13 protein-coding genes and 1 pseudogene are annotated in these 15,520 nt (G+C 63.2%); 9 read left to right on the forward strand and 5 right to left on the reverse strand.

Annotated elements, in window-relative coordinates:
• Positions 1–40 precede the first annotated feature (40 nt).
• The 5 genes from IB258_RS29650 to IB258_RS29670 all read left to right on the forward strand — a co-directional run bounded on the left by IB258_RS29650 (position 41) and on the right by IB258_RS29670 (position 4,596).
• Positions 41–715 (forward strand): GntR family transcriptional regulator, encoded by a 675-nt coding sequence (locus IB258_RS29650; protein ID WP_054455801.1) that lies wholly within the window; start codon positions 41–43, stop codon positions 713–715.
• Positions 716–858: 143 nt separating this feature from the next.
• Positions 859–1,764 (forward strand): TauD/TfdA family dioxygenase, encoded by a 906-nt coding sequence (locus IB258_RS29655; RefSeq protein ID WP_175181609.1) that lies wholly within the window; start codon positions 859–861, stop codon positions 1,762–1,764.
• A 51-nt stretch (positions 1,765–1,815) separates the two neighbouring features.
• The gene (locus tag IB258_RS29660) at positions 1,816–2,859 is read left to right on the forward strand and encodes an ABC transporter substrate-binding protein (protein WP_054455796.1); all 1,044 of its coding nucleotides are present in this window, start codon (positions 1,816–1,818) and stop codon (positions 2,857–2,859) included.
• Between the two features lies 1 nt (position 2,860).
• Positions 2,861–3,706 (forward strand): ABC transporter ATP-binding protein, encoded by an 846-nt coding sequence (locus IB258_RS29665; protein WP_054455795.1) that lies wholly within the window; start codon positions 2,861–2,863, stop codon positions 3,704–3,706.
• Between the two features lie 11 nt (positions 3,707–3,717).
• Entirely contained in the window at positions 3,718–4,596 is an 879-nt protein-coding gene (locus tag IB258_RS29670) for an ABC transporter permease (RefSeq protein WP_054455794.1), read from the forward strand.
• 78 nt (positions 4,597–4,674) lie between these two features.
• Here IB258_RS29670 and IB258_RS29675 read toward each other — a convergent pair whose 3' ends face one another.
• The 5 genes from IB258_RS29675 to rpmH all read right to left on the reverse strand — a co-directional run bounded on the left by IB258_RS29675 (position 4,675) and on the right by rpmH (position 8,932).
• Positions 4,675–6,123: a catalase gene (locus tag IB258_RS29675; RefSeq protein WP_054455792.1), complete on the reverse strand. Its 1,449-nt coding sequence runs from the start codon at positions 6,121–6,123 to the stop codon at positions 4,675–4,677.
• Between the two features lie 256 nt (positions 6,124–6,379).
• Positions 6,380–8,056: a membrane protein insertase YidC gene (gene yidC / locus IB258_RS29680; protein ID WP_119449781.1), complete on the reverse strand. Its 1,677-nt coding sequence runs from the start codon at positions 8,054–8,056 to the stop codon at positions 6,380–6,382.
• A gap of 48 nt (positions 8,057–8,104) precedes the next feature.
• The gene (yidD, locus tag IB258_RS29685; protein WP_059376344.1) at positions 8,105–8,377 is read right to left on the reverse strand and encodes a membrane protein insertion efficiency factor YidD; all 273 of its coding nucleotides are present in this window, start codon (positions 8,375–8,377) and stop codon (positions 8,105–8,107) included.
• Positions 8,374–8,745, reverse strand: coding sequence for a ribonuclease P protein component (locus IB258_RS29690; protein ID WP_192353574.1), 372 nt, complete (start codon positions 8,743–8,745; stop codon positions 8,374–8,376). The genes yidD and IB258_RS29690 overlap by 4 nt, the downstream gene beginning before the upstream one ends.
• Before the next feature lie 52 nt (positions 8,746–8,797).
• The gene (rpmH, locus tag IB258_RS29695; protein WP_003816025.1) at positions 8,798–8,932 is read right to left on the reverse strand and encodes a 50S ribosomal protein L34; all 135 of its coding nucleotides are present in this window, start codon (positions 8,930–8,932) and stop codon (positions 8,798–8,800) included.
• A gap of 396 nt (positions 8,933–9,328) precedes the next feature.
• Here rpmH and dnaA point away from each other — a divergent pair, with 396 nt between their 5' ends.
• From dnaA to IB258_RS29715, 4 genes and pseudogenes are all read left to right on the forward strand, one after another.
• Positions 9,329–10,795, forward strand: a complete 1,467-nt coding sequence (gene dnaA, locus IB258_RS29700; protein WP_054455790.1) for a chromosomal replication initiator protein DnaA — start codon at positions 9,329–9,331, stop codon at positions 10,793–10,795.
• 2 nt (positions 10,796–10,797) lie between these two features.
• Positions 10,798–11,907 carry a DNA polymerase III subunit beta gene (dnaN, locus tag IB258_RS29705; RefSeq protein ID WP_054455945.1) on the forward strand — a complete coding sequence of 370 codons (1,110 nt, stop codon included), beginning with the start codon at positions 10,798–10,800 and terminating at the stop codon, positions 11,905–11,907.
• Between the two features lie 95 nt (positions 11,908–12,002).
• Complete coding sequence (gyrB, locus tag IB258_RS29710) at positions 12,003–14,450, forward strand: DNA topoisomerase (ATP-hydrolyzing) subunit B (RefSeq protein WP_192353575.1); 2,448 nt, start codon at positions 12,003–12,005, stop codon at positions 14,448–14,450.
• Between the two features lie 206 nt (positions 14,451–14,656).
• Positions 14,657–15,397 (forward strand): annotated as a pseudogene (locus tag IB258_RS29715) (type I restriction-modification system subunit M N-terminal domain-containing protein); the annotation flags it as partial.
• Between the last annotated feature and the right edge of the window lie 123 nt (positions 15,398–15,520).

Here is a 15,520-nt window from a genome sequence, read left to right on the forward strand (position 1 = left end):
TCTGCGCCGGTTGCGGCGCGTGGTCAGCAACCATCACCGCATGCCCAAAACCCCTACCCCCAAGCGACAGCAGGAAGACACCGCGCCGGCGGCTTCGCTCGGCGAACAGGCGTATCTCGCGATCAAGCGCATGATCCTCACGCAGGAGCTGCGCGCCGGGGACCAGATCAATGTCGCACAACTGAGCGAACAGCTGTCGCTGGGCCGCAGCCCCATCCATCTGGCCATACACCGGCTGGACCGCGAGGGGCTGGTGGACATCCTGCCGCGCAAGGGCATCCTCGTCAAAGCGGAAACCATAGACAGCTTCCTGGAGCTGATCGCCGCGCGCCTGCTGGTCGAACCGCATCTGACAGGCCTGGCGGTGGACAATGCCACCCCGGCGCTGCTGGAACGCCTGCAAGCGTTGGTGGCGGCTGGCTGGGAATGCCATGAACGCCAGGACCGGTTGGGCAGCATGGAGATCGACCGCAGGTTCCACCAGACGCTGTACGAAGCCGCCCGCAATGACATCCTTGCGGAGTTTGCCGGCAGCCTGCTGGACCGTTCCATGCGCCTGTGGTTCCGCCCGCCTGCGGGCAAGGCGGAAAAGCCCAACGTGGCCGAACTGGAAGACCTGTACAAGATGGTCGAGCGTGGCGATAAAAAGGCCGCGGTGCGCAAGATGGAGCAGCACATCGGCTCCGTGCGCGGCAAGTTCCTCTCGCGCGAATAAGCTTATAGCCACAACGCGATGGCGCGCCATATGACGCGCAGGCTTGAACAAAGGCCGAATAATTCGTTTGCGTAGGGGTTGCGCGTTTTCATAATGGACCGTTCCTGAGCCGGCCTGGCCGGCATTCGCGCAAGGAGCGATCCATGTCCCAGAGCAACGCGCTGCGCCGGTCCGAGGTGTATGCCGAACCCGCTGCGCAAGCCTTTTCGATCCGCCCGCTGGCAGCCGTGACCGGCGCGGAAATCATCGGTATCGACCTGTCGCGCGAGCTGACCCCGGCCGATTTCGCGCAGGTGCATCGCGCCCATCTGGACCATCACCTGCTGGTGTTCCGCGATCAGCGCATCACGCCGCAGCAGCACATCGATTTCAGCCGCCGCTTTGGCCGTCTGATGATCCACGTGCTGCATCAGTTCCATCTGGCCGGGCATCCCGAGATCCTCATCGTTTCCAACATCGTTGAAGACGGCAAGCCGATAGGGCTGGGTGATGCCGGCAAGTATTGGCATTCGGATATCTCGTACAAGGAATTGCCCAGCCTGGGGTCGCTGCTGCACGCGCAGGAGCTGCCCACGCAAGGCGGCGACACGCTATTCGCCGACATGCACGTGGCGTACGACACTCTGCCCGCCGCATTGCGAGACGCCATCGAAGGCAAGCGTGCCGTGCATTCCTACCTGGCCAAGTACGGCCAGCTGCAGAAGGAAGGCTCGTGGCGTCCCAATCTCAGCGCGCAACAGGTGGCGCAGGTGCAGGAAGTGGTGCATCCGGTCGTGCGCACGCATCCGGAGACGGGCCGCCGCGCGCTGTTCGTGAGCGAAGGCTTCACCACCCGCATCGAGGGCCTGCCCGAAGACGAGAGCCGCCAGATCCTGGACGAACTGTTTGCCCACAGCATCCGGCCCGAACACATCTACCGCCACCAATGGCAGCCGCATGATCTGGTGTTCTGGGACAACCGCTCGTTGATCCATCTGGCCGGCGGTACGCCGGATCACCTGCGCCGCAAGCTGTACCGCACGACGATCGAAGGCGACGTGCCGTTCTGACGTCGCGCGCCCCTTAATTTCGCGCAAAACCATTTATCCACAGGGTCCGCCATGGGTTTTTCCTCCGCTGTACGTGATCGTTTGGTCCAGGCCGCCACCGGCGCGGGCCTGGCGTTGATACTTGCCGTGCTGGCGCTGGCTTCGCCGACGCCGGCCATGGCGGAGGGCCGCATCCGCATCGCCGAGCAGTACGGCATCGTGTATCTGCTGTTGAACGTGGCGCGCGATCAGCAACTGATCGAAAAGCACGGCAAGGCCGATGGTGTGGATATCTCGGTCGAGTGGGCCAAGCTGTCGGGCGGTTCGGCCGTGAACGATGCGCTGTTGTCCGGGGCTGTGGATATCGCGGGGGCAGGCGTGGGGCCGCTGTTGACGATCTGGGACCGCACGCGCGGCAAGCAGAACGTGAAGGGCGTGGCTTCGCTGGGCAATTTTCCCTATTACCTGGTCAGCAACAATCCCAACGTGAAGACGATTGCGGACTTCACCGACAAGGACCGCATCGCGGTGCCGGCGGTGGGCGTGTCGGTGCAGTCTCGCGTGTTGCAGCTGGCGTCGGCCAAACTGTGGGGCGACGCGCAGTTCAACAAGCTGGACAAGATTTCCGTCGCCCTGCCGCATCCGGACGCGGCCGCCGCCATCATCGCGGGCGGCACGGAAATCACGGGACATTTCGGCAACCCGCCCTTCCAGGAGCAGGAGCTGGCCGAGAATCCCAAGGCGCGCATCGTGCTCAATTCCTATGACGTGCTGGGCGGGCCCAGTTCGTCCACGGTGTTGTTTGCGACCGAGAAATTCCGCAAGGAAAATCCCAAGACCTACAAGGCATTCCAGGCCGCGCTGAAGGAAGCGGCGCAGTTCGCCAGCGCCAACCCGGAAAAGGCCGCGGATACTTATCTGCGCGTTACCGGCGCAAAGCTGGACCGCGATTTCCTGATCAAAGTGATCAAGAACCCCGACGTGCAGTTCAAGCTGGAACCGCAGAATACCTATGCGCTGGCCGAGTTCATGCACAAGGTGGGCGCGATCAAGAATGCGCCGGCCAGTTGGCGCGATTATTTCTTTGACGACCCCGTCACGGCCCAAGGCAGTTGAGATGGGATTGAGCGCTGCCTCCCCTGTGGATAACACCGAAAAGGCCACGCCTTTGCTGGCTGTGGATAAGGTGTCGATCGAATACAAGACGCGCGAAAGGCGCGTGCGCGCCACGCATCAGGTCAGTTTCGACGTGCACGAAGCAGAGCGTTTCATCCTGCTGGGCGCGTCCGGTTGCGGCAAATCCACGCTGCTTAAGGCAATTGCGGGCTTCATCGAACCGACCGAAGGCCGCATTGCCATCGATGGCAATGCCGTGCGCGGCCCGGGGCCGGACCGCATCGTGGTGTTCCAGGAATTCGACCAGCTGCCGCCATGGAAGACGTTGCGGCAGAACGTGGCGTTTCCGCTGGTGGCTTCACGCAAGCTCAACCGGCGCGAGGCCGACGAGCGCGCCATGCACTACCTGGACAAGGTGGGGTTGTCCGCGTTCGCCGATGCCTATCCGCATACGTTGTCCGGTGGCATGAAGCAGCGCGTGGCCATTGCGCGCGCCCTGGCGATGCAGCCGCGTGTGCTTTTGATGGACGAGCCCTTCGCGGCACTGGACGCGTTGACGCGGCGGCGCATGCAGGAAGAATTGCTGGCGCTGTGGGAAGACGTGCGTTTCACGCTGCTGTTCGTCACCCATTCCATCGAAGAGGCATTGGTGCTGGGCAGCCGCGTGCTGCTGCTGTCGCCGCATCCGGGCCGCGTGCGCGCGGAACTGAACGCCCATGCCTACGGGCTGCATAGCCAGGGCTCGGCTGCGTTCCAGTCTGCGGCCAGGCGCGTCCATGATCTGCTGTTCGATGTGGCGCCTGCGGAAAAGTCCGCTGAACTTGCCGCTGAACGGGCCGCGGCCTGAAGGACTTCCGCATGAACAACGCATACGCAGGCGCCGTGCCCATCCGTCCCGAAGTGGAGTACGAGCTGCCGCCCTTGCCCGCGCAAGCGGGCGAAGCGCCCCTGCCCTGGCATGAACGCCTGTGGCAGCACGCCAGCCTGCGCAAGCTGGCGATCCTGGCGCTATTGGCCGGCATCTGGGAGCTGGCGGCGCGCTACACCGACAATGATCTGCTGCTGCCCAGCGCATCGCAGACGGCGGTCGCCTTCGTGCAGGGCATCGCAGGCGGCGAACTGCTGGCACGCGCCGGGCAATCGTTGCGCGTGCTGGCGCAGGGATATGCGGCGGGCGTGCTGCTGGCCTTTGTGCTGACCACGCTGGCGGTGTCGACGCGTTTCGGTCGCGATCTGCTGTCCACCTTGACGGCCATGTTCAATCCCCTGCCGGCGATTGCGCTGCTGCCGCTGGCGCTGCTGTGGTTCGGCCTGGGCGAAGGCAGCCTGGTGTTCGTTCTGATCCATTCGGTGTTGTGGGCGCTGGCGCTGAACATGTACGCGGGTTTTCTGGGGGTATCGGATACCTTGCGCATGGCGGGCCGCAACTATGGATTGAGCGGTCTGCGCTACGTGTTGCAGATTCTGGTGCCTGCCGCCCTGCCCGCCATCCTGGCCGGGCTGAGGATAGGCTGGGCCTTTGCGTGGCGCACATTGATCGCTGCGGAACTGGTGTTCGGCGCGTCCAGCGGCAAGGGCGGCCTGGGCTGGTACATCTTTCAGAACCGCAACGAGTTATACACAGACCGCGTGTTCGCGGGGTTGGCGGCGGTGGTGATCATCGGCCTGCTTGTGGAAAACCTGGTGTTCGACACCGTGGAGCGTTTCACGGTCAGGCGCTGGGGCATGCAGCGCTGATTGTCTCGGCGCAGAGCCGCGCAGCAGCCAAAAAAAGGCGGCCCCTCGGGGCCGCCTTGCGCATAGGCGCGTCGCGGATTACAGCTTCAGTCCCAGCGCCTTGGCCACGCCTGCGGCGTAGGCGGGATCGGCTTTGCGGAAGTGTTCCAGCTGGCGGCGCTGGATTTCTTCCGGGACGCCGGCCATGTGGCGGCCGATGTTGCCGAACAGCAACTCCTGCTGTGCAGGCGTCATCAGGCGGAACAAGGCGCCCGGCTGCGAGTAGTAGTCATCGTCCACGCGGTGATTCCAGCGCGCTGCCGCCTGGCCGTCCAGCGCCAGCGGCGGCTCGCCTGCCGACGGGGTTTCCTTCCACTCGCCCGCGCTGTTGGGCTCGTAGTTCAGCGTCGCCCCGACGTTGCCGTCGACACGGCCGGCGCCGTCGCGGTGGAAGCTGTGAAACGGGCAGCGCGGCGCGTTCACCGGGATCTGGTGGTGGTTGATGCCCAGGCGATAGCGGTGCGTGTCGCCGTAGGAGAACAGCCGGCCTTGCAGCATCTTGTCCGGCGAGAATCCGATACCGGGGACCACGTTGGCCGGGGTGAAGGCGGCCTGCTCGACCTCGGCAAAGTAGTTCTCGGGGTTCTTGTTCAGCTCCAGCACGCCGACTTCGATCAGCGGATAGTCGCCATGCGGCCAGACCTTGGTCAGGTCGAAGGGGTTGATATGGTAAGTCGCGGCTTCGGCCTCGGGCATGATCTGCACCTTCAGCGTCCACTTCGGGAAGTTGCCCTTTTCGATGTTCTCGAACAGGTCGCGCTGCGAGCTTTCGCGGTCATGGGCGACCACTTGCGCCGCTTCCTCGTCGCTCAGACAGGCGATGCCTTGCTGCGACTTGAAGTGGAATTTCACATAGAAGCGCTCGCCGTCCTTGTTGATGAAACTGAACGTGTGCGAACCGAAGCCGTGCTGCTGGCGCAGGTTGGCGGGAATGCCGCGATCGCTCATCAGGGTGGTGACCTGGTGTAGCGATTCGGGATTGAGCGACCAGAAGTCCCAGGCGGCGGTGGCGCTGCGCAGGTTGGTCTTGGGGTCGCGCTTCTGGGTGTGGATGAAGTCCGGGAATTTCAGCGGATCACGGATGAAGAAGACCGGCGTGTTGTTGCCGACCAGGTCCCAGTTGCCTTCCTCGGTGTAGAACTTGATGGCGAAACCGCGCACGTCGCGTTCGGCGTCAGCCGCGCCGCGCTCGCCGGCCACGGTCGAGAAACGCAGGAACAGCGGGGTTTGCTTGCCGACCTGGGAAAAGAGGTTGGCGCGGGTGTAGCGCGAGATGTCGTGGGTGACAGTGAGGGTGCCATAGGCGCCCGAACCCTTGGCGTGCACCACGCGTTCGGGGATGCGTTCGCGGTCGAAGTGGGCGAGCTTTTCAATCAGCCAGAAGTCTTCCAACAGCGCCGGGCCGCGCGGGCCGGCAGTCAGCGTGTTGTTGTTGTCGGCCACCGGCGCGCCAGCGGCGGTGGTCAGATGCGTCTTCTTGTCGGTCATAGCACACTCCCTATGAAATGCCTGGAATGCGGGGGCCGCAGAGGGGCCCGCGCCGTGTCTGGGATAGCCCGGCATTGCCGGCCTGGGGCTATCTCCGACACATCATAGGGGTCTTGCCTTACCGTGTGAAGTTGATTGATCTATAAAACTTGATAAAGAATAACTATCAAGAAAATCAGGAATCGGCATCGGTGGCGGCCGTCAGGCGAAAAAAAACCGGTCCGCATGGGACCGGTTTCTTGCGCGGGAGCAGATATCAGCGGTTGGCTGCGGCTTCCGTCTTGCGCTGCATGGCGCGGGTGATGGACCACTGCTGGGCGATCGACAGGGTGTTGTTGACGCACCAGTAGAGCACCAGGCCGGCCGGGAAGAAGAACATCATCCCGCCGAACACCAGCGGCATGATCATCATGACCTTGGCTTGGACGGGGTCCGGGGGCGTCGGGTTCAGTTTGATCTGCAGGAACATAGTGGCCATCATGATGGCGGGCAGAATGAAGTACGGGTCGCGGATCGACAGGTCGTGCACCCACAGGATCCACGGCGCGCCGCGCATTTCCACGCTGGCCAGCAGCACCCAGTACAGCGAGATGAACACCGGGATCTGCACCAGCATGGGCAAGCAGCCGCCCAGCGGGTTGATCTTTTCGGTGCGGTACATCTCCATCATGGCCGCATTGAGTTTCTGCTTGTCGTCGCCGTACTTTTCCTTCAGGGCCTGCAGGCGCGGAGCCACCTGCTTCATGCGGGCCATGGAGCGGTAGCTGGCGGCGGCCAGGGGGTAGAACACGGCCTTGATCAGCACGGTCAGCGCCACGATCGTCCAGCCCCAGTTGCCCAGGATGGAATGCAGCCAGGTCATCAGCTTGAACAGCGGCTTGGCGATGATGGTCAGCCAGCCATAGTCGACCACCAGTTCCAGGCCGGGGGCCAGGGCGGCCATGGCCTTCTGGTCTTGCGGACCGACCCACAGGTGCGAATCGACGCGCGTGGCGGCGCCTGGGGCGATCTCGCCCACTGCCTCGATGCTGCGGGCGGCGTACAGGTTCTTCTGCACTTCCAGCAGTTCGTTGGTGCGCGGCTTGCCCTGCGGGGGCACCCAGGCGGTGGCGAAGTAGTGCTGGACCACGGCGATCCAGCCGTTGTCCGATTGCTTGATGTAGCTGGCCTTCTTCTTTTCGATGTCGCTGAAGGTGATCTTCTGGAACTTGTCCTGTTCCGAGTAGACGGCGAAACCGGTGAAGGTGTGATAGAAGCTGGACGTGTCGGCGGGGTCGTTGCCGTCGCGTTCGAGCTGCAGGTACAGGGCGGGCGACACGGGGCCGGCGCTGACGTTGGCCAGGTCGTGGCGCACGTCGATGTCATAGCGGCCGCGGTGCAGGGTGAACGTCTTGGTGACCTTCACGCCGCCGGATTCGCCCTCGAAGGCGACCACCAGGTTGTCGCCGGTCAGCTGGCGTTCCGAGGACACGACGCGGAAAGGCGTCTGGTGCGTGGGGAAGCTTTGGCCGTTGGGGGCGCCGACCACGCCGGTCTGCACCACGTAGTTCAGGCCAGCGGCGCGGTCCAGCAGCACCGTGGGCTTGTCGGGCTGGCCGGTGGCCGGGTACTTCAGCAGTTCGGCGCGCACCAGCTGGGCGCCCATGGTGTCGAACGTCAGGCGCAGCACGTCGGTCGTGATGACGACTTCTTCCGAGCGCGCGGCAGCAGGCGCGGCGGCGCCGGGCACGGCGGACGCAGCGGCAGCCGCGGGGGCGGGCGTGCTGGGCACCGAAGGCGTTGCGTTGTTGGCAGAGGCCTGCGGCTCGCTCGTGGTGGCGGCAGGCGTGGGGCCGAACAGCGACGGCTTGCCGTTATGGATCTGCCAGTTGTTCCATAGGAGCAACAGCGAGAAGGAAAAAATCATCCAGAGGACGGTTCGTCGGATATCCATGGTGCCTACTGAGGTGAATACGGGCCAGCAAAGCCCGCCAGTTTAGCGTCAATCATGCTCGGTGCGGTGGCTGTGGGAACAGCACGAGGGGCCATTGGTTCCCTTGGAGGGCGGAACCGGGTCCAATCCGCCCGGCGACCAAGGGTGGCAGCGGCCGATGCGCCGGACTGCCAGCCAGAAGCCGCGCCAGGCGCCGTGGCGCTCGATCGCTTCGATCGCATACGCCGAGCAGGTCGGGGTAAAGCGGCACTGCCTGCCGATCCAGGGGCTCAGGAAAAACCTGTAGAACCGGATCGGGGCAATGAGTAAAGCCTTGATCATCGCGCTATCCGCTCAAAGTGAGCGTCCACTTCGGCTCTTGCCGCGCGTTTCAGCGCGGTAAGCGTGGCGGGCGCAACCTTGCTATGCAGGCGCACGACGTAATCTTTGGCCGGCAGTCCCAGGCGCCGATGGCGGAACGCCTCGCGGATGACCCGCTTGATGGCGTTGCGCGTACTGGCGTGGGCGGCGAACCGCTTGGCGATCACCAGGCCGAGACGCGCACAGGTGTCCTGGCCGGGAGGCAGATCATTGGGAGCCGCGCTCACAATGAAGAACGCCCCTCGGGCAAGACGCCGGCCTTTGAGGGCGGCGGCGAACTCGGAGGGGCGATGCAGCCGCGCCTCCGGCGGAAGCGTGGAGCGCGGCATGGACTGCAAAATCAGGCGTCAGGTTTTTCCGGACAAGCCGGAAAAACAGGACTTAGACGGCCAGACGCTTGCGGCCCTTGGCGCGGCGGGCATTCAGGATGGCGCGGCCAGCGCGGGTTTTCATGCGCACGCGGAAACCATGGGTGCGCTTGCGACGGGTAACGGAAGGTTGGTAGGTACGTTTCATGGACGATCCACAAAAAGAACAAAAGTCAGAAGGGACCTGCCCGGAAGGGTTCCTGGTCGCGCATTCAGGAAGCGGGTATCTAATGAGCATTTTTGCAACAGGTGCAAAAAAACAGCTCGTAGACGGGGCTCTGACCGGGAAACCCCGGGCGACCTATTAGAAGCAAAACCAGGCAGTTGCGTGGGCGGTAGGCATCGTTAGACACCACTGCCAACAAAGCGCGGCTAAGCTCTCTGTGGAACCTTCTGACAGACAGAATTCGGAAAAGCCCACCATTTCAGCAAGTTTTCCCTGTCTTGTCAAACAGTTAAGACTGCGCCGCACGGACGCTTATGCCCTACCCTGTGGATAACCCCAGCCCAGGCAAGGTAGAATCGAGGTTTGAATAAGAGCGACATGAAAGAATTCTGGCAGACCTGCGTCAGTCGTCTTGAGCAGGAACTCCCCCCCCAACAAATCAGCGCGTGGATACGACCGCTGGTCCCGCTTGCGTACGACGAAACGCAGGCGGTGCTGCGCGTTGCCGCTCCCAACCGGTTCAAACTGGATTGGGTACGGAAGAACTTTTCCCACCAGATCGAAGCGTTGGCCGCGGAGTGGTTCGAGCGTCCGGTGCAGGTGCTGTTCGAGTTGCCGACGCAAGGCGCCACGCCGCGCATGCCGGTCGCGCCCGTACGCGCCGCACCCGCGGCGCCCGCGTATCCGTCCGCTGCTTCCCCTTCAGGCGGCGCGCCGCCACCGATGGCCCCGGTAACGCCTGCACCCGCAGCCCCGGCGACCACGGCGGCCGCGCAGGCCGCGCAAGCGGTGAACGCGGACGCGGCAAGCATCGTGTACGAGCGTTCGCGCCTGAACACCGATCTGACGTTCGAGAACTTTGTGACGGGTAAGGCGAACCAGCTCGCGCGCGCCGCTGCGTTGCAGGTCGCCGAGAACCCTGGCACGTCCTACAACCCGCTGTTCCTGTACGGCGGCGTGGGCCTGGGCAAGACCCACCTGATCCACGCCATCGGCAATGCGATGGTGGCGGCGGGGACCGGTGTGCGCGTGCGCTATGTGCATGCCGACCAATACGTGTCGGACGTGGTGAAGGCCTACCAGCGCAAGGCGTTCGACGACTTCAAGCGTTATTACCATTCGCTCGACCTGCTGCTGATCGACGATATCCAGTTCTTCTCCGGCAAGAACCGCACGCAGGAAGAATTCTTCTACGCGTTCGAAGCGATGGTGGCTCAGCGCAAGCAGATCATCATCACCAGCGATACCTATCCGAAGGAACTGTCGGGCATCGACAGCCGCCTGATCTCGCGCTTCGACTCCGGCCTGACGGTGGCCATCGAGCCGCCGGAACTGGAAATGCGCGTGGCGATCCTGTTGCGCAAGGCGGAATCCGAAGGCGTGCCCATGCCCGAGGAAGTGGCGTTCTTCATCGCCAAGCATCTGCGCAGCAACGTGCGCGAACTGGAAGGCGCGCTGCGCAAGGTGCTGGCCTATGCGCGCTTCCACGGCCGCGACGTGCTGACGGTGGATGTCTGCAAGGAAGCCCTGAAGGACCTGCTGTCCGTGTCCAACGGCCAGATCACCGTGGAGAACATCCAGAAGACGGTGGCGGATTTCTACAAGATCAAAGTGGCCGACATGTACTCGAAACGCCGGCCCGCCAATATCGCTTTGCCGCGCCAGGTCGCGATGTACCTGGCGAAGGAGCTGACCCAGAAAAGCCTGCCGGAAATCGGCGATCTGTTCGGTGGCCGTGATCACACCACCGTGCTGCATGCCGTACGCAAGATTTCCGACGCCCGCGCCAAGCAAGCGGAGCTCAACCATACCCTGCACGTGTTGGAACAAACTCTAAAAGGATGAACATGCAACTCGTACAAACCACACGCGATGCATTGCTGAAACCGCTGTCGACTGTGGCGGGCATCGTCGAAAGACGCCATACCCTGCCCATCCTGGCGAACATCCTGATGCGCAAGGAAGGCAACAAGGTTGCCTTCATTGCGACCGACCTGGAAGTACAGATCACCACCCATGCCGACTTCGGCGTGGGTCAAGACAACGAATCCACCACGGTCGCGGCGCGCAAGCTGCTGGATATCCTGAAGGCCCTGCCGGACACCGGCGACGTGCGCCTGGCGCTGGCCAGCAACAAGCTGTCGGTGCAGTCGGCCAAGAGCCGCTTCGCCCTGCAGACGCTGGCCGCCAGCGAATTCCCCACCGTGGCTCAGCCCGAGCAGTGGGACGTGTCGCTGACCATGCCGCAGCGCACGCTGCGCCACCTGTTCAACATGGTGCACTTCGCCATGGCGCAACAGGACATCCGCTACTACCTGAACGGCATGCTGCTGGTGTTTGAACCGGGCCGCGTGCGTGCGGTCGCCACCGATGGCCACCGCCTGGCGCACTGCTCGACGGAAGCCGACGGCATCAGCGAACGCCACGAAGTGATCGTGCCGCGCAAGACCGTGCTGGAAATGCAGCGCCTGCTGGAAGACTCCGACGAGCCGGTTTCGATCGACGTGGCGCCGGGCCAGATCCGCTTCCGCTTCGGCGACGTGGAGCTCGTCTCCAAGCTGGTGGAAGGCAAGTTCCCGGACTTCACGCGCGTGATCCCGACGAACTACACGCGCCATTTCCTGGTCGGCCGCGAAGCCCTCCAGGGCAGCCTGCAGCGCGCCGCCATCCTGACCACCGACAAGTTCAAGGGCGTGCGCCTGCAACTGGCGCAGAACCAGATGAAGATCTCGTCCTCCAACGCCGAGCAGGAAGAGGCGCAGGAAGAAATCGACATCGACTACGGCCATGAAGCCCTCGATGTGGGCTTCAACGTCGGCTACCTGCTCGACGTGCTGTCCAACGTCAAGGTGGACAACATCCAGTGGTCGGTCATGCCCGATGCCAACGCGTCGGCGCTCATCACCCTGCCCGAAGACGACCAGTTCAAGTACGTCGTCATGCCCATGCGGATTTGATCCGCACCCATCGTGGGTTTGTGCCGCTTGCGGGCCCGAGGGCCCGTGGGCGGTCCGGCCGCCAGGCCGTTCTTTAAAGCGTTATCGATACAGACATGTCAGATCAGCAGAACACCACTCCCGAGAACAGCGGCTACGGCGCTGACTCGATCAAGATGCTCAAGGGGCTGGAGGCCGTGCGCAAACGCCCCGGCATGTACATCGGCGACACATCCGACGGCACCGGCTTGCACCACATGGTGTTCGAAGTCGTCGACAACGCCATCGACGAAGCCCTGGCCGGCTACTGCGACGATATCGTCGTCACGATCCACACCGACAACTCGATCTCGGTCACCGACAACGGCCGCGGCATCCCCACCGACATCCACAAGGATGACGAATTCCACCGCAGCGCGGCCGAAATCGTCATGACCGAACTGCACGCTGGCGGCAAGTTCGACCAGAACTCCTACAAGGTGTCCGGCGGCCTGCACGGCGTGGGCGTGTCTTGCGTGAACGCGCTGTCCGAATGGCTGCGGCTGACCATCCGCCGCAACGGCGAAGTGCACCAGATGGAGTTCCGCCAGGGCGAGCGCGTCGCGCCCCTGGCCGTGACCGGCACGACCGACAAGCGCGGCACCGAAGTGCGCTTTTTGGCCGACCCGATCATCTTCAACAACATCGAGTACCACTACGAGATCCTCTCGAAGCGCCTGCGCGAACTGTCGTTCCTGAACAATGGCGTGAAGATCCGCCTGATCGACCAGCGCCAGGGCAAGGAAGAGAACTTCGCCTTCTCCGGCGGCGTGAAGGGCTTCGTCGAATACATCAATCGCAGCAAGACCGTGCTGCACCCGAACGTGTTCTCGGTCACCACCGAGTCCTCGGCAGGCGGCGTGCCGGTCGGCGTCGAAGTGGCGATGCAGTGGAACGACAGCTACAGCGAAAGCGTGCTGTGCTTCACCAACAACATTCCGCAGCGCGACGGCGGCTCGCACCTGACCGGCCTGCGCGCGGCGATGACCCGCATCATCAACAAGTACATCACCGACAACGAACTGGCCAAGAAGGCCAAGGTCGAGACGTCCGGCGACGACATGCGCGAAGGCCTGGCCTGCGTGCTGTCGGTGAAGGTGCCCGAGCCCAAGTTCAGCAGCCAGACCAAGGACAAGCTGGTCTCCAGCGAAGTGCGTCCGGCGGTTGAAGAAGCCGTGGCGCGCACGCTGGAAACCTGGCTGCTGGAACACCCGAACGACGCCAAGGCGCTGTGCGCCAAGATCGTCGAAGCCGCCCGCGCCCGCGAAGCCGCGCGCAAGGCGCGCGAAATGACGCGCCGCAAGAGCGTGCTGGAAGGCGCAGGCCTGCCCGGCAAGCTGGCCGACTGCCAGGAAAAGGACCCCGCGCTGTGCGAGCTGTACATCGTCGAGGGTGACTCCGCAGGCGGCTCGGCCAAGCAAGGCCGCGATCGCAAGTTCCAGGCCATCCTGCCGTTGCGCGGCAAGGTGCTGAACGTCGAGAAGGCGCGTTTCGACCGCCTGATCGCCAGCGAGCAGATCGCCACGCTGATCACCGCGCTGGGCACCAGCATCGGTCCTGACTTCAACGTCGACAAGCTGCGCTACCACCGCCTCATCATCATGACCGACGCGGACGTGGACGGCGCGCACATCCGCACCCTGCTGCTGACGCTGCTGTACCGCCAGATGCCTGAACTGGTGCAGCGCGGCTACGTGTATATCGCCCAGCCGCCGCTGTACAAGGTCAAGGTCGGCCGCGAAGAACGCTATCTGAAAGACGACCAGGAAGAAGCGCAGTTCATGTTGCAACTGGCGCTGAAGGATGCCGAGATCATCTCGGGCGGCAACATCATCCGCGGCGACGAACTCAACGACCTGGCCCGCCAGTACGTCGCGGCCGACGCCGTGATCGCGCGCCTGTCGCGCGTATTCGACGTGGGCGCGCTGTCGGCCATGGCCGAAGGCGTGGAGATCAACCTGGAATCGGCCGAGTCCACCGCCGATTCCGCCCGCCGCCTGGCCGACGCCATGCGCGACCCGGTCAGCGGCAACGGCGTGGAAGTCGTGCCGGAGTTCGACGAAGCCACCGAGCGCCATCGTCTGTCGGTGCAGCGCATGCACCACGGCAACGTGCGCGTGAGCATCATCGATGCGGACTTCGTCAACGGTTCGGACTACGCGGTCCTGTCCAAGGCCGCCAAGAGCTTCTCCGGCAAGGTCGGCGCGCGTTCGCTGGCCGCCCGCGGCGAAGGCGACAAGCGCAAGGAACAGACCGTGTCCGATTTCCGCGAAGCCATGCAGTGGCTGCGCAGCGAAGCCGACCGCAGCATCTCCAAGCAGCGCTACAAGGGTCTGGGTGAAATGAACCCGGAACAGCTGTGGGAAACCACCATGGACCCGAAGGTGCGCCGTTTGTTGCGCGTGCAGATCGAGGACGCCATCGCGGCCGACGAGGTCTTCACCACGCTGATGGGCGACGACGTCGAACCGCGCCGCAACTTCATCGAGACGCATGCGTTGTCGGCGGGGAATATCGACGCCTGATCGCGCAGTGTAGGTGAACGCATAACCTGAGAAAGCTGGACGCATAAACTGAGAAAGTTATGGGTTTTTTCTCATCGATAGCGCGACTGATTTGCGGAGCGTCGAGCGTCCAGTAGAACGATTCAACGGCCACCCTTGGTGGCCGTTCGTTTTTTGCGTTTGGGTTTTCCAAGTTGGCGCGAAAAAGAATAATTGGAATGAGCACGATGAATCATCAAGCCCTCTCCTCCTTCATCTGGTCTGTTGCCGACCTGCTGCGCGGAGACTACAAGCAGTCCGAATACGGTAAGGTCATCCTGCCCTTCACCGTCCTACGGCGCCTGGACTGTGTGCTGGAAGCCACCAAGCCAGCGGTTTTGGCCGAACTCGATACCAAGACCAAGGCAGGGCTGAACCCTGACCCATTTTTGCTCCGCAAGGCTGGTCAGAGCTTCTACAACACCTCGCCGTTGGACCTTGTGAAGCTGCTCGGCGACCAGGACCACATCCGCCAGAACCTCTACACCTACGTGCAGGCCTTTTCTCCGGCAGCGCGGGATATCTTCGAGCGCTTCGATTTTTACACCCAGGTTGAGCGCCTCGCTAAAGCGAATTTGCTCTATCTCGTCACCGAGAAGTTCGCGCACATCGACTTGCACCCCGAGGCGGTGGATAACGCTAGCATGGGCGCGGTGTTCGAGGAGCTCATCCGCAAGTTCGCCGAAATCTCCAACGAGACGGCCGGGGAACACTTCACGCCGCGCGAAGTCATCCGCTTGATGGTCAACCTGCTATTCATCGAGGACGATGACGTGCTTAGCGCTGGCAAGGCTGTGGTGCGCACGATTTACGACCCCACCGCTGGCACTGGCGGCATGCTTTCCGTGGCCGGCGAATACCTGCTGGAGCACAATCCGCGAGCGCGGCTCACTATGTACGGCCAGGAGCTCAACGACGAGTCCTATGCCTGTTGATTTGCAGGCAGAGTTGACCCACTTTTACGTTTGATTTGCATCTAATTCTGACCCACCTCGTGAACACTATCCTGCTCGGTACCCGTGCAGGAGACAGGAGTGATCGACGTGGCTCTT

It is taken from the genome of Achromobacter sp. ACM02 (assembly GCF_014851605.1).
GTDB lineage: Bacteria > Pseudomonadota > Gammaproteobacteria > Burkholderiales > Burkholderiaceae_B > Achromobacter > Achromobacter aegrifaciens.